Source organism: Micromonospora coerulea (assembly GCF_016598485.1).
GTDB classification, from domain to species: Bacteria; Actinomycetota; Actinomycetes; order Mycobacteriales; family Micromonosporaceae; genus Micromonospora; species Micromonospora coerulea.
The window spans coordinates 1-20525 of the sequence record NZ_JAEMUW010000019.1 but is presented as its reverse complement, the minus strand read 5'-3'; the positions used below and the strand labels follow the sequence as shown (position 1 = coordinate 20525).

At 71.3% G+C, this 20525-nt stretch carries 22 protein-coding genes; 6 read left to right on the top strand and 16 right to left on the bottom strand.

Translation table 11 applies throughout. From position 1 onward, the window contains the following. Position 1: 1 nt before the first annotated feature. Positions 2–544 carry an SRPBCC family protein gene (locus I8N68_RS22980; RefSeq protein ID WP_200213911.1) on the top strand — a complete coding sequence of 181 codons (543 nt, stop codon included), beginning with the start codon at positions 2–4 and terminating at the stop codon, positions 542–544. Between the two features lie 9 nt (positions 545–553). Here I8N68_RS22980 and I8N68_RS22975 read toward each other — a convergent pair whose 3' ends face one another. Further along, on the bottom strand, positions 554–1762 hold the full coding sequence (locus I8N68_RS22975) for an FAD-dependent monooxygenase (RefSeq protein WP_200213909.1): 1209 nt from the start codon (positions 1760–1762) through the stop codon (positions 554–556). Between the two features lie 71 nt (positions 1763–1833). Between I8N68_RS22975 and I8N68_RS22970 the strand changes: the two genes are divergently transcribed. Then, complete coding sequence (locus I8N68_RS22970; protein WP_200213906.1) at positions 1834–2412, top strand: TetR/AcrR family transcriptional regulator; 579 nt, start codon at positions 1834–1836, stop codon at positions 2410–2412. On the opposite strand, the gene I8N68_RS22965 is transcribed toward I8N68_RS22970, so the two are convergent. The 6 genes from I8N68_RS22965 to I8N68_RS22940 all read right to left on the bottom strand — a co-directional run bounded on the left by I8N68_RS22965 (position 2402) and on the right by I8N68_RS22940 (position 9399). After that, positions 2402–2935 (bottom strand): MFS transporter, encoded by a 534-nt coding sequence (locus I8N68_RS22965; RefSeq protein WP_307812936.1) that lies wholly within the window; start codon positions 2933–2935, stop codon positions 2402–2404. The genes I8N68_RS22970 and I8N68_RS22965 overlap by 11 nt on opposite strands. A gap of 53 nt (positions 2936–2988) precedes the next feature. After that, the gene (locus I8N68_RS22960) at positions 2989–6090 is read right to left on the bottom strand and encodes an ATP-binding protein (protein WP_200213904.1); all 3102 of its coding nucleotides are present in this window, start codon (positions 6088–6090) and stop codon (positions 2989–2991) included. Continuing rightward, on the bottom strand, positions 6087–6788 hold the full coding sequence (locus I8N68_RS22955; RefSeq protein ID WP_200213891.1) for a hypothetical protein: 702 nt from the start codon (positions 6786–6788) through the stop codon (positions 6087–6089). Before I8N68_RS22955 ends, I8N68_RS22960 begins: the two co-directional genes overlap by 4 nt. Continuing rightward, the gene (locus tag I8N68_RS33990) at positions 6775–7914 is read right to left on the bottom strand and encodes an endonuclease domain-containing protein (protein ID WP_200213889.1); all 1140 of its coding nucleotides are present in this window, start codon (positions 7912–7914) and stop codon (positions 6775–6777) included. The genes I8N68_RS22955 and I8N68_RS33990 overlap by 14 nt, the downstream gene beginning before the upstream one ends. An 87-nt stretch (positions 7915–8001) precedes the next feature. Further along, entirely contained in the window at positions 8002–8649 is a 648-nt protein-coding gene (locus I8N68_RS22945) for a biliverdin-producing heme oxygenase (RefSeq protein WP_200213887.1), read from the bottom strand. 363 nt (positions 8650–9012) lie between these two features. Then, positions 9013–9399 carry a hypothetical protein gene (locus I8N68_RS22940; RefSeq protein ID WP_200214175.1) on the bottom strand — a complete coding sequence of 129 codons (387 nt, stop codon included), beginning with the start codon at positions 9397–9399 and terminating at the stop codon, positions 9013–9015. A 141-nt stretch (positions 9400–9540) separates the two neighbouring features. On the opposite strand from I8N68_RS22940, the gene I8N68_RS22935 reads away from it, so the two are divergent. Beyond that, the gene (locus I8N68_RS22935; protein WP_200213885.1) at positions 9541–10197 is read left to right on the top strand and encodes a hypothetical protein; all 657 of its coding nucleotides are present in this window, start codon (positions 9541–9543) and stop codon (positions 10195–10197) included. 32 nt (positions 10198–10229) lie between these two features. Here I8N68_RS22935 and I8N68_RS22930 read toward each other — a convergent pair whose 3' ends face one another. Then, on the bottom strand, positions 10230–11018 hold the full coding sequence (locus tag I8N68_RS22930; RefSeq protein WP_200213883.1) for a class I SAM-dependent methyltransferase: 789 nt from the start codon (positions 11016–11018) through the stop codon (positions 10230–10232). 118 nt (positions 11019–11136) lie between these two features. Between I8N68_RS22930 and I8N68_RS22925 the strand changes: the two genes are divergently transcribed. Next, entirely contained in the window at positions 11137–11682 is a 546-nt protein-coding gene (locus I8N68_RS22925) for a hypothetical protein (RefSeq protein WP_200213881.1), read from the top strand. A 227-nt stretch (positions 11683–11909) separates the two neighbouring features. On the opposite strand, the gene I8N68_RS22920 is transcribed toward I8N68_RS22925, so the two are convergent. After that, on the bottom strand, positions 11910–12368 hold the full coding sequence (locus I8N68_RS22920) for an Lrp/AsnC family transcriptional regulator (RefSeq protein WP_200213878.1): 459 nt from the start codon (positions 12366–12368) through the stop codon (positions 11910–11912). Between the two features lie 101 nt (positions 12369–12469). On the opposite strand from I8N68_RS22920, the gene I8N68_RS22915 reads away from it, so the two are divergent. Both I8N68_RS22915 and I8N68_RS22910 read left to right on the top strand, forming a co-directional pair. Further along, entirely contained in the window at positions 12470–13411 is a 942-nt protein-coding gene (locus tag I8N68_RS22915) for an SMP-30/gluconolactonase/LRE family protein (protein ID WP_307812935.1), read from the top strand. Beyond that, positions 13408–13587, top strand: a complete 180-nt coding sequence (locus I8N68_RS22910) for a hypothetical protein (protein ID WP_200213874.1) — start codon at positions 13408–13410, stop codon at positions 13585–13587. The genes I8N68_RS22915 and I8N68_RS22910 overlap by 4 nt, the downstream gene beginning before the upstream one ends. A gap of 106 nt (positions 13588–13693) precedes the next feature. Here I8N68_RS22910 and I8N68_RS22905 read toward each other — a convergent pair whose 3' ends face one another. The 7 genes from I8N68_RS22905 to I8N68_RS22875 all read right to left on the bottom strand — a co-directional run bounded on the left by I8N68_RS22905 (position 13694) and on the right by I8N68_RS22875 (position 19983). Then, positions 13694–14077 (bottom strand): DoxX family protein, encoded by a 384-nt coding sequence (locus tag I8N68_RS22905; protein ID WP_200213872.1) that lies wholly within the window; start codon positions 14075–14077, stop codon positions 13694–13696. Then, positions 14074–15021, bottom strand: a complete 948-nt coding sequence (locus I8N68_RS22900; protein ID WP_200213870.1) for an RNA polymerase sigma-70 factor — start codon at positions 15019–15021, stop codon at positions 14074–14076. Before I8N68_RS22900 ends, I8N68_RS22905 begins: the two co-directional genes overlap by 4 nt. 6 nt (positions 15022–15027) lie before the next feature. After that, on the bottom strand, positions 15028–16026 hold the full coding sequence (locus I8N68_RS22895; protein ID WP_234040421.1) for an NAD-dependent epimerase/dehydratase family protein: 999 nt from the start codon (positions 16024–16026) through the stop codon (positions 15028–15030). 133 nt (positions 16027–16159) lie between these two features. Beyond that, a complete protein-coding gene (locus I8N68_RS22890) occupies positions 16160–17143 on the bottom strand; it encodes a glycine betaine ABC transporter substrate-binding protein (protein ID WP_200213868.1) in 984 nt (327 codons plus the stop codon). 61 nt (positions 17144–17204) lie between these two features. Then, on the bottom strand, positions 17205–17987 hold the full coding sequence (locus I8N68_RS22885) for an ABC transporter permease (protein ID WP_200213866.1): 783 nt from the start codon (positions 17985–17987) through the stop codon (positions 17205–17207). Continuing rightward, positions 17984–19225: a betaine/proline/choline family ABC transporter ATP-binding protein gene (locus I8N68_RS22880; protein ID WP_200213864.1), complete on the bottom strand. Its 1242-nt coding sequence runs from the start codon at positions 19223–19225 to the stop codon at positions 17984–17986. The genes I8N68_RS22885 and I8N68_RS22880 overlap by 4 nt, the downstream gene beginning before the upstream one ends. Further along, the gene (locus tag I8N68_RS22875; RefSeq protein ID WP_200213862.1) at positions 19222–19983 is read right to left on the bottom strand and encodes an ABC transporter permease; all 762 of its coding nucleotides are present in this window, start codon (positions 19981–19983) and stop codon (positions 19222–19224) included. The genes I8N68_RS22880 and I8N68_RS22875 overlap by 4 nt, the downstream gene beginning before the upstream one ends. Positions 19984–20525 lie beyond the last annotated feature (542 nt).

Genomic DNA, 20525 nt, shown 5'->3' with positions numbered 1-20525 from the left:
GATGGACCGCGACCACTTCCGGCCCGGCCCGCTGACCGACGTCGCCCGGGTGCCCGCCGACGACGGCTGGGACCTGGTCTTCGTCCGGGACCTCCGGCACCCGCCGGAGAAGGTGTGGGCGGCGCTCACCGAGCCGGACCAGCTCGCCCAGTGGGCCCCCTTCCTCGCCAGCCGCGACCTCGGTACGCCGGGCGCGGCCACGCTCAGCACGGTCAACGGCAACGAGACGTTCCCCGAGGCGGCGACCGTGCTCCGCGCCGAGCGGCCGACCCTGCTGGAGTACACCTGGGGCGACGGCCTGCTGCGCTGGGAGCTGACCCCGGCGGGCGCCGGCACCCGGCTGACCCTGCGGCACGCCGTCGACAAGCCCGAGCTGGCGCCGATCATGGCCGCCGGCTGGCACCTCTGCCTGGACGTCGCCGGCCATCTGCTCGACGGCGACCCGGTCGGCCCGATCCGGGGCGCCGAGGCGAAGAACTTCGGCTGGGAGGAGCTGCGGGCCGCGTACGCCGAACGCCTGGACGACGACGCGTCGCCGCGCTGACCCGCGACCTCACGCCTCGCGCGGCGCCGGGATCTCCGGGAGGGTGATGGCGGTGGCCGCCCGGCGAATCGGCTCGGTCACCCGACGGATCATCCGCTCCCGGCCGGGCAGGCGCGGCATCAGCCGCAGCATCGTGGTCTGGAACCGGATCTGCGCGGCCGACCCCAGCACCATGCCCTTCAGGTTGCGCTCGGCGAGCGACTGGTTCACCTCGACGAAGGGGCGCATCCGCCACTCGTAGTCGGCGAAGCCGGCCGCCGGGTCGCCCGGCGCCGCCGCCAGCGAGCTGGCCAGCACGTACGCCCCGACCAGGCTCAGGCTGGTGCCCTGCCCGGACGCCGGCGACGGCCCGTACGCGGCGTCCCCGACCAGGCCGATCCGCCCGGTCGACCAGCGGTCCATCCGGACCTGGCTCATCGCGTCGAAGTAGAAGTCCGGCGCGTCCCACATCGCGTCGAGCAGGGCCGGCACCCGCCACCCGGCGCCGGCGAACGCTTCCGCCAGCAGCGCCTTGCGGCCGGCGACGTCCCGGCGCTCGGCGGCGCCCGGGGGCGACGGGAAGAGGAAGAGCGCCCGGGCGTCCGGGGCGCCGGCGGTGCGGTAGACGCCGACGCTGCGCCCCGGCGCGGGGTGCATCAGCTCGATCCCCTCCGCGCCGAACTCCGCCGGCACGGTGAAGATCGCGATGTGGTGCCCGAGCGACCGCAGGTGGGCCGACTCGGGGCCGAAGGCCAGCCGTCGTACGTTCGAGTGCAGCCCGTCCGCGCCGATCACCAGGTCGAACGTCCGGCGCGGACCGCGCTCGAAGCTGACCTCGACCGCGTCGGCCGACGGGGCCAGCGCGGCGATCGAGTCGTCGAAGACGTACTCCACGTCGCGGGTGGCGTCGGCCAGGATGCGGGCCAGGTCACCGCGCATGATCTCGGCGTCGTCACCCTCCCGGCCGCCGAAGAGCGCGGCATCCATGGTGGCGAGCCGCGCGCCGCGCGCGTCGACGAAGTGCGCGGAGCGCATGCCGGTGTCGTGCCGCTCGACCTGCTCACGCAGGCCCATCCGGTCCACCACGGTCAGGGCGGCACCCCGGATGTCCACCTTGTAGCCGCCGGGGCGCAGCGCCGGGGCGCGCTCGACGACGGTCGGACGGAAGCCGTGGCGGCGCAGCCACCAGGCGAGCGCGGGGCCGGCGACGCTGGCGCCGGAGATCAGGACGGTTGTCATGCCGCTCACTGTACGTACGTGTCAGACGCCTGTGCAAGACATTTGTCCTACGGATCGGCTAGGCTGCCCCCATGGGAAACCGGGAAGACCTGCTGGCTGGCGCCAAGCGCTGCCTGATGGAGAAGGGGTACGCCGGCACCACCGCGCGGGACATCAGCGCCGCCTCCGGCACCAGCCTCGCCGCCATCGGCTACCACTTCCGCACCACGAAGGCGCTGCTCAACGAGGCCCTCATCGAGGCGATGGCGGAGTGGGGCGAGGAACTGCACCGGACGCTGGCGGCGGACACCGGCCCTGACGCCACCCCCGAAGAGCGGTTCGAGGCGACGTGGACCCGGGTCATCGAGTCCTTCGCCCGGCTCCGGCCGTTGTGGGCCATCCAGTTCGAGCTGATCGCCCAGATGGACCGGGCCCCGGAACTGCGCGAGGCGTTCGCCGCCGCGAACCGGCAGGCCCGGCTGGGGTTGGCCGAGATCTTCCACCAGCTCGACCCGGCGACGGACGAGGCGCAGGCGTTGGCTCTCGGCGCCTTCCACCAGGCGCTGCTGGGCGGGCTGGCGACCCAGTGGCTCGTCGACCCGGACAGCGTTCCCACGCCGCGGGACCTGATCCTTGCGATGCGCACGGTCACCGCCGGGTTCACCACCTGACCGGAGCAGCGCGTGGCCGCACCCGGGTGTGCTGATCCCTGCCGATGACGGCACCGGACGCCAGGCAGATGGCGGCGGCCGCGAGGAGCGTGGCGCGGCCGCCGAGGTGGACGACCGCGTAACCCAGTGGGAACGCCACAGCGACGGGTGCGAACATCGCGGTGTTGGCGGTCCCGGCCACCCGGCCGAGCAGCGCCGCCGGCGTGTGCGTCTGCACGGCGGTCACCGCCGCCACCAGGGTCCAGGGCAGGCCGATGCCGGCGACGACGGAGGCGGCAACCGTGCCGGGCCACCAGGGCAGGCAGCGCACCAGGCAGTTGACGGCGAACAGCGCGGTACCGGCGATCCCCACGGTGACCGGACTCCACCGGACGATGAGCCGACCCACCAGGAGACCGCCGATGATGGACCCGGCGCCCTGCGCGCTGAGCAGCACGCCGAGAAACGTCGCCGGCAGGCCCAGCGTCGTGGTGACGATCGCGTAGTTGGCTGCGGTCGTGAGGCCGGACATGCCGACCGACACGGCCGCGAGCGCAACCGCATCGCCCGGTGTCCGGTGGCCTCCCCGGTCGCCGGTCACCGCGACCGGGCAACCACCTCCTCCGGGCTCAGCGGCGCCTTCGGGTGGTGGGTCAGACACATTGGAGTGTCGACCTTCACGAAGGAGAACCCCTCCCCGGCGGCGTAGAACTGTCCGCTGGTCATCAGCCCGATGTCGGGCAGCCGGCCGCCCTTGGCCTCCGCCAACTGCCGCGCCGCCTCGATCTGCGCCGGCGCGTTGAGCAGCCCGAAGAACTGGGTCGTGGCGTTGCCGCTGATCCGGTTGTGCAGGCCCTTCGGGGCCTGGGTGGCGAAGACCAGGCCGAGCCCGTACTTGCGGGCCTGTGAGGCGAGCGCGATGGAGCTCGCCGTGCAGGCGGTCGCACCGGTGGACGGGGCGAGCGTCTGCGCCTCGTCCATCACGAACAGGCCGCCGAGCGGACGGTCGCCGGCCGGGTGCCGCTTGATCCAGGCGAACAACGCCATCTGCAACTGGTTGACGAAGCTCTGTCGTTCCTGGTCTGACGCCAGCCCGACGAGGCTGATGACGGACACCCGGGCCCGCCGTCCGGGCGACGGGGTGAGCAGCATCCCCGGGTCGGCCGGCGCTCCCGTCCCGCCGAACAGCGGGTCGGTGACCATCGCCGCCTTGAGCGTCTCGGCCAGTTCCTGAGCGAGCTTGTCGGCCCGCGCCAGCCGGCTCACCCCGTCGGGCAGCTCGGCGAGGAACTCGGTGAACCCCGGCAGGCCGACCATGCCGCTCTTCGCGTACGCGAGCAGCGCCTCGGTCAGTACGGCCTTGCCCTGCCGCGCCAGCTTCGTCGGTCGGTCGACGCCGGCGCGGGGCGCGAGCGCCTCCACGGCAGAGCGGATCGCCTGGTCGAACTCGTCGGGCGAGTCGCTGATCGGCGTGAAGTCCGGCAGCGGCTGGAAGCTCAGCGGACGCCCGGCCGTGACCCGCGGCGTCCAGACGACCACCTCGGTTTGCGCGAGATAGTCGGCCGCCCGTTCCTCGTCACCCGGCGCCCAGCCCGCCGGCGGCGTCGGCCAAGCGTCGCCCAGCCGGGCCAGGTCGTTGTTGGGGTCGAGCGCGATCGTCGACACGCCCTGCCGGGCGCACTCCTCGATCAGGCGCCGGATGAGCACGGTCTTGCCGGATCCCGAGCCGGCGAAGATGACGGTGTGCCGCCGCAGCGACTCCAGGTCAACCAGGAAGGGTTCCCGTCCGTCCGTGGTCCGCCCGAGCCGGATTGACTGACCGTCGCCCGGGGCGGCCCCGGCGGGGTTGGCGTCCACCATCGCGGCCGGCGCCTTGGGCCGCTCCCGCAGCACCGTGGCGAACAGCTCGGTGCCGCTGGCCGGCCGGCGGGCGACCAGCCATTCCTGGAGGGCCGCGTCCGGGGTGGCGCTCATCCGCCGCAGCGCGTCGAACACCCGCAGGTCCGCCTCCGAGATGGGGCAGCGGATGCCGCCGGCGGCGTCGAACGCGTCCAGCACCTCGGTCGTCCGCTTCCCGGTCGGCCAGGTGCCGTTACGCAGCAGCACCAGCCGCCGCTGCGGGAGGGCCGGATCGAGACCCGCCATGGTGCAGGCCGCCTTCACCCGCGCGGTGACCGCGATGGCGTTCGGGTGGGCGATCGCCCGGAAGCACCAGTGCGCCTCGTTCTCGGTGGTCTCGTCCAGCACCTCGATCAACCGTGCGTGCAGGGCGGGCTTCCGGCCGGGGAGTGGATCGTGCTTGTAGGTGGCGCCGCTCGGCGCCTGCTCGGCGATCCAGGCGGCAAGGCCCGCCGCGAGCAGAGGCGGCATCCGCTCGTCCTCGGTCCGCGGACTCAGCGCGGCACGCACATCCGCCGTCGAGACCAGCTCGGCGAAGCGCTCGTCCAGCGGCGTCAGGTCGGCATTCCCGGCGGTTGCCGGCGGGGTGCGGTCGATGGACGCCTCCTCACCGGCGATGAGCCGCTCCAGCTCGACCACCTGATCCCGGTCACGGCAGCAGGCGACGTGCCGGTCCACCCGGCGCAGCAGCGCCCGCGGGGTCAGACTCGGCGCGTCGGCGAACGCCTCCGGCCGGATCGGCCAGGTCGGGTACGGCGGCTCGAAGCTCCGCCCGGCGAAGGCGACGGTGAACCGCTTTTGCACGATCGCCCGGCCGATCTCGGCGGTGGGGATCCGGTCCGGCAGGACCGACTCGCGGAACCGGTCCGCCACCGGCGTGGGCGCGCTCCTGGTCAGCAGGGTCCAGGTGTCGGGCAGGCAGGAGACCACGATCAGCGTCCGGCGGGTCACGTCCCGCAGGGTCAGCAGTCCGTCGGCGATCGGGCCGACCACCTTGGCCTGCTCATCCTCCAGGCCGGTGTGCTGGTCGAACATCGAGGTGCTGGTCTGTGCGAAGAGCGTGTCCATCTGGTCGACGGCGATCACGGTGGGGTCCAGCGTCAACGCCACCAGCCGGGAGATGTCCTGCACGATCTGCTGGGGCGTACGGATCGCCGGGGTCAGCCCCCACTGCGATCGCCCGGCCGGGTCGCCGGGTTCGCTGATCAGGTGGGCGTAGCCGACGTCCTGGGCCTCGAAGTCGGTCGCGCCGTGCAGCGCCAACGCCCGGGCGGTGTCCTGACAGTCCCGCCCGACCTCGCGGTGGTGCGTCCGCAGCGCCCGCACGAACGTGTCCAGGTCGGCCCGGGAAACCGGGCGGCTGCCGGCGACCGCGTCCCGGACCTCGGCCGGGATGCCGAGCTGCGCGGTCAGCCGGCGCAGGAACTTCTTCAGCTGGGTACCCCAGCCGATCGTCTCCTTGCCCATGCCCTCTACCAGGGCGAGCGCGACGCTCTCCCAGAAGGTCTTGCCGCTGACCATGCCGACCAGGAAGAAGTAGCCGCCGTCCTGCTGGATGCGCTCGCGGACCGCCCCGAGCAGGTGGGTCTTGCCCGAGCCGGCCCGCCCCTGCATGGCCACACCGAGCGGTCGGCTGGTGTCGTCCGTACGGGCCCGACCCACCCCGCGCAGGATCTCGCCGACCACCCGCTCGTGCAGTTCCGGCACGTTGTGCGGTGCGGGGCGCCAGACATCGTCCGGGGTGGCCGCCGGGTGGAAGATCAGGGCCTCGAGCGCACCGCGCTCGTCGTCGACGATCATGCCGGACCGATCGACAGGGCGTGGTTGTCCTCGTCGCCGATGCGGACCGCCGCCGCCCGGTCGCGAGGGGTCAACGACTTGGTGTTGGCGACCGGGATGATCCGCACACCCTCCCGCCGGACCAGCGACCGCAGCGCCGCGTCCACACTGGCACGCTCCTGGCCGGCGAGGCGATCCCGGAGATCCGCCAGCCCGACCCAGTCGCCCGGGGCGGCCGCCAACTCCCGGTACGCCGCGCGGATCAGCGCCTCGGGGTCGGCGGCCGGGGTGTCGACGGCGTCACCGGAGACCGGCGGCGCCGCCGAGGTCGGCGACTCGGCGGAGGTCGGCGCCACGGCGGTGCCGGTGAAGAAGTCCGCGTGACTGATCCCCTGCCGGTCCAGCGACCGGTGCAGACTCGCCAGCAGGGTGAACAGGGAGCGGCTCGCCGAACCGCCGCGCTTCGGAGGCGGCACGGTATGCAGGCGGCGGACGACCGCCCAGCCCTCCTCGCTGAGCTGGTGGGAGAACGGGCGGTGGGACCGGTCGGTCTCCACCAGCCCGTGCTTCACCAGGGCCGCGTTGTCGCTGCCGGTGAGCGCGAACCCGGCCAGGTCGCGCAACTCGCTGTTGGTGAGCTCCCGCGCCTCGACCATCAGCACCACCAGGGCGTTGATCTGGTTGGGGGTCAGGCTCGGGATGCCCTCACTGCTCGACATGGCGTCTCATCTCTGTCGGTGCCTCACGTTCCGCGCGTCGCCGGACCAGCAGCTGCCGGATCTTCTCCACCACCGTCTGGACGTCCGTGAGCACCTGCTCGTTGGTGAACCGGAGTACGTCCAGGCCGAGGAGCTGTAGTTGCACGTCCCGCCGCCGGTCGTCGGCGAACCTGATCCGGCCCCGATGCTCCGGGCCGTCGACCTCCACCGCAAGACCGGCGTCGGGCCAGTAGAGGTCCAGCCGGTAGGGCCGGCCGAGGAGGTGCCAGTCGTAGGTGTGGTTCCAGCGCCGCTGGCGGGCCCAGTCATGTGGTGCGAGCGCCCGTTCGAGGGCCCGCTCGGCGGGGCTGTCCGCGCGGGGCAGTCCGGACAGCGGCGGACACGTCAGGCCCGGCGCCGGCTCGATGGCGGCGGCGGTACGGCCGGCGTCCCGGGCGAGCCGGGTGAGGCGGTCCGGCAGGGAGATCGACACCGACCGGACCCGGTCCACGACCCGCAGCGGCGGACCGGCGAGCCAGACCGTGATGCGACCGTGCGCCATCAGCCACTCGGCCGTCCCCGCCAGGATGCGCTCGTCGGACGGGCCGAGATCGTCCGGCACGTCGATCAGCAGCACGCAGGAGTCCCGCCCGTACGCCGCCTGGAGGACCCGGATCAGTCCCGCGGCGCGTACCTGCGTCGGGAAGGCCGGCCACCCGCCGGGTGGCCGGGACGGACGGCCGGCGGCCCGGGCCAGACCCCGTTCGGCCAGCGCCGCCAGGAACGGCCCGAAGTGCGCCGACCGGGCGGCCACCTCGCGGGCGAGCGCGCGCACCGCCGCCACGCCGAGCTCTCCCGGCCCGTCCAGCCGTTCCGCGCCGGGCAGCCACCGGGGGAAGAGCGCGACGGCGACCGAGTCCAGCTCGTCGAGGACGGCGGCCACCTGCCCGGCGAGGGGGACGGCGCGGTGCGGACGGTAGCGGACGATCACCGGCGCGGCAGGCGGCAACGGGTCCACCGCCACGGCCAGCAACTCCGGGTCGACGCCGCACAGATGACTGACCTGGTGCCGCGGCGGGATCGCCCACCACTCCGCCGCGGCTGCGCCGGCGATCGGCCCGGCCGGACGGCCCACGGGCGGATGCACAGCACCCGCTCCCGCCATGTGTCCTCCCCCAGGTACACGGAATGCGGACCCTACCGTCGGCGCCGGTCAGCCGTCGGCCGCTGTCGTCTACCCGACTCGCCTCGACGGCCCGAGATTGTCGGCGAGGAACGGCGCGGCGGCCCGGTCGACGAACGCGAAGGTCTCCCGGGCGGCGGCGGTCGCCTGCGCCAGCTCCGCCGCGGACCAGTTCCGAGCGGCCACCGCGATCCGGAAGTCGCGCCAGTCACGCCCGGGCGCCATGCCGCGGCGGCGGAAGAACCCGGTCGCCACCCCCTCGGGCAGGTCCAGTCGGCGCTCCACGGTCGGGGCGATGACCCGCCCGCCGAGGGCGCTGCCGAGCAGGACGTACCGGCCGCCGGCGGCGCGGGCCAGGCTGTCGAACGCGGGCACGTCGGCGTCCGCCGGTGCCGTCCCCGCCCTGTGCGGGTGCGGCGGCAGGGCCGCCAAGTCGGCCCGGATCAGGTCCGCCGCCTCGCCGAGCCGGGGGTCGAGCCGCAGGCCCGTCCAGTCGACGGCGGCGAGCCGGCGTTCCAGGGGAGCCCAGGAGGCGAGCATCGCGGACAGCACGGCGGACAGGTCGGCCCGGGACCGGATGCGCCCGGGGATGTTCCACTCGCGCTCCAGGGCGAGATGGTGCTCCCGGGTGCCGGCGCGTAGCGCGGCCAGCATCGGCGGGGCCGGTTCCGGTCGGGCGGGTCGGGCCTGCTCGGACATCGGGCAAGTATGCCCGGCCTGCTTTGCGGGCCCGCCGAGCACGGGCGGGGAAGGATCGAGGCGACGATCGCGCCAGGCAGATCGGGCGCGAGGCGTACCGGCCGCTGCTGCGATCGGCCGACGCGGGCTGGGGAGCGACCGCTCAGCTCACTCGACGTGGTCGGCCGGAGCGGTCTGCAGCGCCACGGGACGGTGGCTTGCGCCAGACGGTGATGTCAGCGATCCGCCCGCCGTCGCCGTCCGGCCCCGGGATCCGCACGCCGACCGCCTGAAGCACCTGTTCGGCCGGCCAGTCGCCCATGATCAGCCATGGCGAACGCCGTTTGGTGCTCGCCGCGAGGCCGTGCACGGCCGCCGAATGGACTATCCCGTACGGCGACGCCGGAGGAGCCGGGCGCCGACACTCACCACGGCGGTCCCGGCGGCCGTCCCGACGAGGACCAGGACCGCGCCCACCGCCCAGAGCCCGGTGTCGTCGGTCGACGCGGCGTGCGCCGCCCAGGCGACGGTGAACGCGACCGTCATGACCGGCACCACCACCCAGGGGTCGAGCAGCCAGCCGCCGACGGCGGCGAGCAGGGCGAGGGTGAGGACGCAGCCGGCCACCTGCCACGCGGCGTACGGACCGGTGGTCGCGCCGGTCTCGGGGTCGACCGTGTACCCGGTGTCCCAGCCCAGCCAGGCCCACCAGGTGCCGAAGGTCGCCGCCGCGAGCATCAGGCCGCCGAGCGCCGTACGTTTCCGGGTCATCGTGGTCACGGGCCGATCCTTTCGCTCGTCGGGCCGGCCGGGGATGAGTACACCTACTCAGGATCCGCGCAGCCGGCGGCCGCCGATCACCGGTCGGCACCACCGACACCTCCCGAGAAGCACGTCGGGTTGGATGGGGTCGTGACCGCCCATGCCGTAGCCGCGTCCCTGCCCGACATCGCGACGCTTCGGGACCGGTGCCGCGCGCTGGCGGTGCTGGACTCGATCATGAGCCCGGACTGGGAGTCGCGCTACTACTCCTTCGACACCGGCTGGGGCCCGGGCGAGGAGATGGCATCGATGCGGAACGGCTCGGGTGACGCCTGGTCGGTCGTGTTCACGTCCGCCGGGGTGTTCATCCGGGCGTTCGATCACGAGTCGCCGATGAGCCCGGCTGGCAACGACGACGAACCGTGGCCCGGCCTGGTCGACACCGTGCCGGAGGTGTTCTCGGCGCAGGTTCACGAGCCGGCGTTCAGCTTCGCGGGCGGCTTGGAGGCGACGGTGTGCCTGTGGCGCCAGCGCGACGACGACCGGTGGCACGCCGGCGACATCGACTTCCCTGACGGCGCCGACCCCGACGGCGCCGACTGGCTGTTCGAGGTGCTGGTCGACCCCACGCCGCTGGCGTATCACCGCTTCGCGGAGGACTACTACGAGACCAGCGTGGACGATTCCGCCCTCGGCGCGGTCTTCGCGCTGCGGCCGCTCACCGATGACGTGGTGCGACGCCTGAACCCCGACCTGACCGTCGAGGACCTCGCCGACGATGTCGCCGCGATCGGTTTTCCGTCGTGAGCGGCGGGCTGGCGGCACCCGGCCCGGCTGCCTCACACCGGCGCTGACCCGCGCACGGCCCAGGCCTTGGCGGTGAGCCGGATCGAGCCGTCCGGGCCGGTGGGAATCCGCGTGGACAGCAGGTCACGCAGCTCGGCCCGATGCCGCTCGTCCAGCGAAGCGACGTAGCCCGGTGCGGCGCCCTGCCCGCCGAGGAACGGCCTCCAGTAGTCGTCGAAGTCGGTGAAGACCGTCGGCACCTCGATCGCCTCGACCGACGCCTCCATCAGCCCGGCGTCACTCCACAGCGCACGCAACGGGTCGGGCCGGCACAACGAGAAGCGGCGGCCCTCGTCCCGCTCGGCCGCCGCCGGGTCGAGCTCGACGGCCGCGTCCCAGAAGTGGCGCATCATCGCCATGCCCTCGGCGTAGTCCCAGACGTACGCGGCGACCACCCCGCCCGGCACGGCAACCCGGGCGAACTCCGCCACCGCCCGGGGCGGGTCGGGCACGAAGTTCAGCGCCAGCCCGCTAACGACCACGTCGACGGCGCGGTCGGGCAGGGGCAGCGCCCGGGCGTCCCCCACCTCGAAAGCGGCTCGCGGGTCGGTGAGCCGGGTGCGGCCGTGCGCCACGAAGCCCTCGGACGGGTCCACGCCGGTGACCTGACGGGGCTTCGCGGCGGTGAGGACCGTCGAGGTCAGCGCGCCGGTGCCGCAGCCCACGTCGAGCCAGCGCAGCCCGGTCGGCAGGTCGAGCCGCCGCAGGAACTCCGCCGCGACGAGCCGGCTCCACCGACCCACGTACGCCTCGTATGCCGCACCGTCCACCCACTGCGTCATGCCGGAAACATACGCGCGGACGGGGTGCCGGTGAGCGAAGCGCACCCGACGGATTCCGGCACTCTCAGGCCGGCCGGCCAGGATCGTTGAGACGACCTGACCGCTATCCTTCGTCCCGATGTCATTGGCCGATGAGGAACACGGCCGACTGCTGGCGCTCTACCGCAGCCGCGTCGCTGACTACGCAGACGTGGATGACGACTTCCGGCAGCGGTGGAGCCGCTGGTGCCGTCGTCTGCTCACCCACGGCGGCAACCTGGTCGTCCCGCCAATGCAGCCTGACGCCGACCTCGATCAACTCCTCACCGGTGCCCAGCCACAAGGACCGGCCTTCCGGCTGCTGCAGGGCGCAGACAACGGCTGCCACGCCAACGCGGCCATCCTCTGGATCGACGGGACGGTGGCTGCGATCGGGACCGGGTATGCCCTGTCCGACGATGGCCTCTGGCGCCAGCACTCCTGGGGCATCGACGCCGAAGGCACCCTGGTCGAAACGACCTTCGAACGGCGCCTGTACCTGGGACTCGCGCTGTCCGACATCGCGGCCCTGCAGTTCGCCGCGAGCAACGCCAGCGACCATGCCAAGGCTGTACTCACCGCACGCGGCCCACGCGCGCACGAGCTGGCCGCCATCCTGCACGCCGCTCGCCGGGCGGGAACCTGACCAGACGCCTCGGACCGAGCGACAAGAGCACGAGATGGTCCGGCCACTGAATTCTTGGCAGTTCAGGTGACGAGGGCGCGGTGTCGATCGACCCCGCCGATACACCCGCAGGCGGATCCGCGGCCAGCCACAGCCGGCATCGATCGTTGCGGCGGTTCGGCGGCGCGTGATCGGCGAGCAGGTGGTCGCCCACCGAGACGGATCGGACGTCGCCGCCCGAGGCGGGGTCAGCTGGAACCGTTGCCGCCGAGGTACATGGGCCGTTCGAAGAAGGTCTCCAGTACGACGATGGTCTGGGTGCCGGTGACGCCGTCGACGGCGAAGACTCGTCGCAGCACCGCCTGCAGCTCCTCGGTGGTCGAGGTACGGATCTTCACCAGCAACGACGCCGACCCGGCGATGATGTGCGCCTCCTGGATCTCAGGGATGTCCGCCAGCGCGTCGCGGGTCGGCGGGTCGCCCATCCAGACGCTTCCCTGCAGCATGACGTAGGACAGCACGCCGCGGCCGGCCGCGGCTGGATCGACGTCGACGGCCGTACGCCGGATGACACCGCGCTCGCGCAGCTTGCGCACCCGCTCATGGGCCGACCCCGCCGACAGCCCGACCGCCTGACCCAGGGACACGTACGACTGCGTGGCGTCGACCTGCAGCTGCGCCAGCAAGGCTCGGTCGATGCTGTCCATCTGCGCTCCAATATGTGAATCGGTTAGCTCCGATGTTGACCATATCAGGTTTTACAGAGAGGATCTTTTACCGAACGTCATGCCAAGGCGAGGAGAGTTCGGTGGCTGAGACGGCTGAGACCATCCCTGCCCAGTTCCAGGTATTCGACGAGCGCTTCCGCTACTGCGACGGCGACTACGTCGTCGAACGCCTGCACACCGGCTCACGCAAGTCGGAGGGCCCGGTGTACTTCCCGGCCGGGCGCTACCTCGTCTGGAGCGACATCCCCAACGACCGGCTCATGCGCTGGGACGAAACCACCGGCGCCGTCGGCGAGTTCCGGCACTGCTCCGGGTACGCCAACGGCAACACCATCGACCGCCAGGGCCGGCTCATCACCTGCGAGCAGGGCAACCGGCGGGTCACCCGTACCGAACACGACGGCACCATCACCGTGCTCGCCGACCGCTACCACGGCAAGCGGCTCAACAGCCCCAACGACGTCGTCGTACGCGCCGACGGCACGATCTGGTTCACCGATCCGATCTACGGCATCCACAGCGACTACGAGGGCAACAAGGGCGACAGCGAGTTCGGTGGCGCCTGCTACGTGTTCCGCCTCGACCCGGCCACGGGTGGCCTGCGAGTGGTCGCCGACGACTTCTGCCGGCCGAACGGTCTTGCCTTTTCCCGCGATGAGCAGCGACTCTACATCGCCGACACCCGCCAGGAACCCAGTCACATCCGCGTCTTCGACGTCACCGCCGAAGGCGCCCTGACCGGCGGGAAGATCTTCGCCGAATGCGACTTCGGACGCTTCGACGGCCTACGACTCGACGACGCCGGCCGGGTCTGGGCCGCAGCCTGGGACGGCGTGCACTGCTTCGACCCCGACGGCACCCTCATCGGCAAGCTGCTGCTGCCCGAGTCCGTCAGCAACCTCACCTTCGGCGGACCCAAACGCAACCACCTGTTCATCACCGCCGCCACGAGCCTGTACACGCTGCGCGTCACCGTCAACGGCGCCCGCTATCCCGAGCCGATTCAGCAGGTGCACCGGTGAGCCACGCACACGCCGCGTCGGCTGGGTGGCAGCGACACATCGCCGAGGACCTGGCGGTGACCGCCGGGTTCGACCTGGCAGTAGAGGCTGACCGGCGAGCACAGTTCCTCGTCGACCAGCTGATCACGACCAGCCGCCCGGCCCTGGTCCTCGGCATCAGCGGGGGCATCGTCTGAAAGCCACTCATCTGTTTTTCCTTGTCATATCGAACAGGTCACGGCTGCATGGACCTGCTGTTGGCCGGGCCGCCCCGGGGCAGGGGCGGCCCGACACCGCGCTGGGTCAGCCGGTGAAGGACTCGGGGCCGAAGCGGCCCCAGGCCACGAAGACGGCCAGTGCGAGATAGACCAGGTCGGGCACGATCGTTACCTTCTCGCCACGACGGAGGCGCATGGTCGCCGCGCCGACGAACAGCAACGCCACACAGGTAGCAGTCACGGGCACCAGAACCGGCGCGATGTCGAGTACGGCGGGCAGGATCAGGCCCGCCGCAGCAAGGATTTCGAGGGCTCCGATGGCCCTGAGGGCGCCGGGGCTGAAGTCCAGGACCCATTCGGCGGCGTGGCCCACGGAGGCCATCTTCTCCCTGGGCACGAACATCTTGGCGGTGCTGACCAGGAGGACAGCGGCCAGCAGTCCGGTAACGATCCAGAGAGCGAGGTTCATGAGGGATCTCCTTGCAGGGGTTGTCGGCTTCGCCGGGGTCGGCGGCCCGCGCGTACCAGGGCGCCCAGGTCGCCGACCCGGTCGAAGTGCCGCAGCTTGTCGGGATTGACGATGGAGTGGATCGTCTGGATCTGACCGTCGGCAATGCCGAGCCCGATGACCGCGACCAGCCGGTCCTGCGAATCGAACGCCATCGCGCCGGGCTGGCCGTTGACCTCGGTGACCTGGATGCGCACGCCGAGGCGCGGCAGCGCGGACATCCCGGCCAACAGGGTCCGTGCCACCCGGTCCCGGCCGTTGATCGGCCGGGCCAGCGCGGGCACCTTGCCGCCACCGTCGCCGTGCAGCGCCGCATCCTGCGCCAGTAGCGCCTCCAGTGCCCGCAGGTCGCCCTGCTCGGCGGCGGCGAAGAAGCGCTGAGCCAGCTCCTCTCGCTGCCGCCGAGAGGCGTAATAGCGTGGTCGGCGCTCCTGGACATGGGTGCGAGCCCGCGCGACCAGGTGCCGCGTACTGTCCACATCGGTGCCGATGATCTCGGCGACCTCCGCATACGGATAGTCGAATACCTCGCGCAGCAGGAACGCGGCCCGCTGCCGCGGCGACAAGCTCTCCAGCAGCACCAGGAACGCCAGCGACAGCGAGTCGGCGGTCTCGGCGTGCTCGGCCGGTGACGGGTCGGTGACCAGCGGCTCCGGCAGCCACTCACCGACGTACCGCTCCCGCCGCACGCGCGCCGAGCGAAGCTGATCGATGGCTAGCCGGGTGACCAGCGTGGCGATGTACGCCCGCGGCGAGGTGATCCGCTCGTCCCGCCGCAGGGTCTGGTGCATCCGCAGGAACGCCTCCTGCACCACGTCCTCGGCTTCGCTGACGCTGCCGAGCATCTGGTAGGCGATGGCAAACGCCCGCGGCCGCAGCTCGCCGTACAGATCGGAGGAGGACATGTCTAGTCAGCCCAGTCCCTCGATGAAGCCCGTGCGCCAACTCGGGTACCGCAGCGTCCAGCCCAGTTCGCGTTTGGCCTTCTCGCTGGAGATCCCGCGTGCCTGCGTCATCATGTCCACCACGGCCTTGCCGGCCAGCAGACGGACGAGCCAGGCCGGCACGCGGCGCGGCGGCCTGGCGCCGAGCGCGCGGGCCAGCTCGGGCAGCCAGTCGCGCACCGGTGCCGGCTCGTCATCGGCGACATGGTAGATCCCGGGCTTGCCGCGTTCGATGGCCGCGACCGTGGCCGACGCGGCATCGGTGATGTGCACCAGCGACCACACCCCACCGCCGCCGCCGACGATCGGGAACTTTCGCTTGCGGATCTGCTCGGCCATGACGGCGTCCGGTACGGCCTCGATGCCGGTCCCTGGGCCGTAGAAGCCACCGTAGCGAAGCGCGATGCCCTCGGCCCAGCTGATGCCGGTCACCGCGTCCTCCAGGTGGCGCAGTGCGGCCACCGCCGACTCGACGTCCGCAGGCGGGTTCGGCTCGATCCGGCCGTTCTCGTCGGCGACCGGCCCGCCAGTACGTTCCATCCATGCGGCGTTGCTCTGCGCCACGAACTTACGGACGCCGACGGCGCGGGCGGCGGCCAGCAGGTGGTCGGTGCCCTCGGTACGCAGCCGGTTGGTGGCGGCCGCCATTCGCTTCGCATGCCGAAAATCTGGCGGTCCGCTCAGCGCGGTCAGCTGATGGACGATCACCTCGGGCTCGGCCTTGGCCACGGCATCGGCCACCGAGTCGGGGTCGAGCGCGTCGACGATGACCGGTTCGGCGCCGAGCGCGCGCAGCGCTCCGGTCTTGGCCGCCGAGCGGGTCGTGCCGACGACCTCGTGGCCGCGCGCCACAAGTTGGGGAACGAGTTGGCTGCCGATCGCGCCGGACGCTCCGGCAATGAAGATCTTCATGACGTCTCCGCTCGTTGTGCTCAGCAACAGAGACGAGACGCCCCGGTGCCCCATGACCGGTAGTTACCCAGGTCACAGTTTGGCGCGCTGCGGCCCGCAACTGAATTGCGGCTCACCATTGACCTGGATAGGTACGACCGTGAGCGGCTCCCCGGTCCCGGGGAGCCGCTCACGGTCGCGCGGGAAGTCAGGCGATGAAGCCCTCTTCCTTCAACCAGTCCGCGGCGACCTGCGCCACCGGCTCGCCCTTGACGTCGACGCGCTCGTTGAGCTTGCGGATGGTGTCGTCGTCGAGCTTGGCGGTGATCGGTTCAAGGATCTTGGTCAGGCTCGGGTACTTGGCGGCCGTCGCGCCGTTGACCGTCAGCGCCGGGTTGTAGATCGGGAAAAAGCTCTTGTCGTCCTCCAGCACCACCAGGTCGAGGTTGCTGATCCGGCCGTCGGTGGTGAACACCTCACCGAAGTTGCAGGACTCGCCCTTCTTCGTCTCGGTGTAGACGACTCCGGTGTCGACGGTCCTGATGTTGGACTTCGGCAGGTTCATGCCGTACATCTTCGTCATGCCGGGCCACCCGTCGTTCCGTCCGGCGAACTCGCTCTCCAGGCAGAAAGTCGCGTCGGCCGGCTTGCTCTTGGCGAACGCGGCGAGGTCGGACAGGGTCCGCAGGTTCCACTCCTTTGCCTTCTCCGCGCGCACCGCCATCGCGTAGGTGTTGTTGGCCGGCGCGATGCCACCCCAGACGACCTGGTTCTTCTCCTTGTCCTCCTTGACCACCGCGTCGTACTGCTGGCGAGAGTCCGGGATCGGGTCGGTGTGGTTCAGGTAGGTGATCCAGGCGGTGCCGGTGTACTCCCAGTACACGTCGACCTCCCCGGCGAGCAGTCCCTTGCGGACGTTGACCGACCCCTTGATGTTGGTCTTGTCGGTCACGTTCGCGCCCGCCGCCTTCAGCGCCAGCATGGTGATGTGACCGAAAACGATGTTCTCGGTGAAGTCCTTGGAGCCGACCACGAGCGTCTGGCCGGCGAGTGCGTCATCCTTCTTGATCGACCCCGCTCCGACCGCCACCTCCCCGCCGGAGTGCTCCGTGGTGACCGAGCAACCGGTCAGTGCCAGCGCGACGAGTGCGGTGCCGGCGGCCAGCCGGGAAAGGGGTGTCCGGGTACGCATCAATAACCTCCACGACGCACGGGGCGTCGGTTGGGGAAAGGGGATGTGGATGATCTGCGGATCAGTCGAGCCCGGGCGGCCGGAGCAGATCGGCGATCACACCGCCGAGCCAGTCCAGCGTCAGGGCGAGAGCGGCGGTGAGTACCGCACCGGTGATCAGGACGGGCTCACGCTGAAGCTTGATCCCGGTCACGATCAATCCGCCGAGTCCGCCCGCGTCGATGAAGATGGCGAGCGTGGCGACCCCGACCGCGAGCACGAGCGCGGTGCGTACGCCGGCGAGAATCACCGGTACCGCCAGCGGCAACTCGACCCGGAGCAGCACCGCGAGCGGGGACATGCCGATGCCCCGACCTGCCTCGATCAGATGCCGGTCGACCTGGTTGATCCCGACGATCGTGTTACGCAACACGGGTAGCACGGCATAGGCCACCAGCCCGATCAGCGCCGTGCCGGCGCCGATGCCCAGCCAGATACTGAGCAGCACCAGCAGCCCGATGGCCGGCGTCGCCTGGCCGATGTTGGCCAGAGCGGTGACGAACGGTGCCAGCCAGCGCAGCGCCGGGCGGGTGAGCAGGACGCCGGCGCTGACCGCGATCACCACCACCAGCAGGGCGGTCATCACGGAGATCGAGGCGTGCTGGCCGGTCACCCGGAACAGGTGCCCGGCGTTGAGCGAGCGTCGCTCGATGTCGTCGAGGGCAAGCGAGCCCACCCAGAGGTACGTGGCGAGCAGCGCCGCCGCGAGCACCAGCGGCATGGTCGCATGCCGGCGCAGCAGAGCCCGCCACCGCGATGGCGGGGCGTCCGCGAGCTGACCGGAGCCGAGGGTACCCACGCTCATGGCGTCTGCCGATCCGCCGGCGACCGGGCGCCACGGCGCTGCACGGGCACCGCATCGGCTCCCGGCTCGTCCGCTGTCTCCGGCGCCTCCGCCACCGGCCGATCGCGGTGCCGCTCGGTCTCGCGCATCTCACCGATCGCCCGCATGAGCCGGTCGATGGTCAAGGTGCCGCGGTACCGGCCGCCGTCGTCGACCACCACGGCAGCACCACTGCTGCTGCTGAGCATCGCGTCGAGCGCGTCGTGCAGCGTGGCACGGGGTTCCACCACGGTGGCCGGTCCGCCGATCCCGCGCAGGTTGTCCTGATGCGGATCCAGGTCCCGAGCGGTGATCCAATGCACGGGACGCCGCTCGTTGTCGACGCTCAGTACGGCCCACTCACCGGTCTCGTCCAACCGGCGCAGCGCCGATGTCGGCGAGTCATCCAGCCGGACCAACTCGGCCTCGTCCCAGTCGACCGCGTCGACCCGCCGCAGGTTGAGCTGCTTGAGTGAGGCGCCGGCACCGATGAACTGGGCCACCGTCTTGTCCGCGGGATTGCTCAGCAACCGCTCGGGGGTGTCGAACTGGCGGATGCTCGACCGGTCGCCGAGCACCGCGATGCGGCTGCCCATCTTGATCGCCTCGTCGAAGTCGTGGGTGACGAAGACGATGGTCTTCTGCAGCTTCTCCTGCAGCCGGAGGAACTCGTTCTGCAGCCGGTCCCGGGTCAACGGATCGGTGGCGCCGAACGGCTCGTCCATCAGCATCACCGGCGGATCGGCAGCCAGCGCCCGGACAACCCCGACGCGCTGTTGCTGGCCGCCCGAAAGCTGGCGGGGCAGGCGGTGCCGGTACTGGCCGGGCTCCAGCCCGACCAGGTGCAGCAGCTCGTCCACCCGGGCGTCGATCCGCTTGCGGTCCCAACCGAGCATTTTCGGCACCAACCCGACGTTGGTCGCCACGCTCATGTGCGGGAAGAGCCCGACCTGCTGGATGACGTACCCGATGCGCCGACGCAGCTCGGTCGGGTTGAGCGAGGTGACGTCGGATCCGTCCACCATGATCCGCCCGGAGGTGGGCTCGATCAATCGATTGATCATCTTCATGGTGGTGGTCTTGCCGCAGCCCGAAGGGCCGACCAGCACGACTATCTCGCCGCGCCGGATGGTCATCGAAACGTCCTCGACCGCAGGGGTCTTCTGACCCCGGTAGAGCTTGCTGACCTGTTGCAGCTCGATCATCACGTCAGCGGTCATCGTTGACCTCCCTGTGGGGTGGACGGGGCCGCGAGGGACGGCGTGCCGGTGAGCGCCGTGGCGGAGTCCGGTTGCCCGGCGGTGGACGGCGCGGTTGACCGCGAGCGGGGCCGCCGGTTGCCCCGGCCGCCCCGGGTCAGCACACCGAGCAGGCCCAGGCAGAGGTCCACGACGAGGGCGAGGACGACCACGCCGAGCGTGCCGATCAGGGCCTGGTTCAGCGAATTGACGCCGCCGAGGTTGGCCAGGCCGGAGAAGATCTGGTTGCCCAGGCCCGGCCCGCCGACGTACGCGGCGATCGCCGCGATGCCCATCGTCATCTGGGTGGAGACCCGGATACCGGTCAGGATGACCGGCCAGGCCAGCGGTATCTCGACCGTGCACAGCGACCGTACCCAGCTCATCCCGATGCCGCGGGCGGCCTCGGTCAGCGCGGGGTCGATCTCGGTCAGTCCCACCACCGTGTTACGGATGATCGGCAACAGGGCATACAGGGTCAGCGCGACCAACGCGGGGAGGTACCCCAGGCCCAGCGGCGTGATCAGCAGGCCGAGCAACGCGAAGGAGGGAATGGTCAGCACAGCTGCGGCGACCGCGACGGCGATTCCCCGGGCGCGCCGGTGGCGGTAGGTGAGGACGGCGATGGACATGCCGATGAGCGTCGCCAGCGCTATCGCCATCAACACGATCGTGGCGTGCTCGATGGTCTGGGCGACCAGCAGGTCGCGGCGGCTCTCCAGATATTCGAAAAAGGTCATTTGACACGTCCTCTCGGCGGCTGGCAGGCCCCCGGCCAGAGATGGCCGCGACGGTGCTGGACCTGCCATGGCCGGTTGGGCCATCACATTTCGGGCGTAGGCGTCCGGCAAAGGCCCTCCGTGTGGGACGTGGACTGGGTTGGAGAAATCAGCAGGGAAGTTCTGACGGGCACGCCGAGCGACACAGGGTTTGGCGTACCAGCACCTCGTGCGTCTCCTCCTTCCGTACAGAAACTTCTGTACAGGCGATCATGGGGGTGCCACGGTACGCCATGGACTCCTCGTCAGTTCGGCCGGCCCGGGACCGGAGCCTGAGATGTGTCCGATGCTGCAAATGTGTCCGATGCTGGACAGCGTGACATCGATGTGGGCGGCGCCAGGTGACTGCCATCAGCTCGGCGACCCGGGGCGCGGCTCCATGGCGTTTTGCATCAAGGATCGAAGTGGGGCGGGCGGGACTCGAACCCGCGACCGAGGGATTATGAGATCAAGATGGCGACCCGGCAAGCTGCGCAGATGGGCTTCTAGCAGCGGAGATGCCT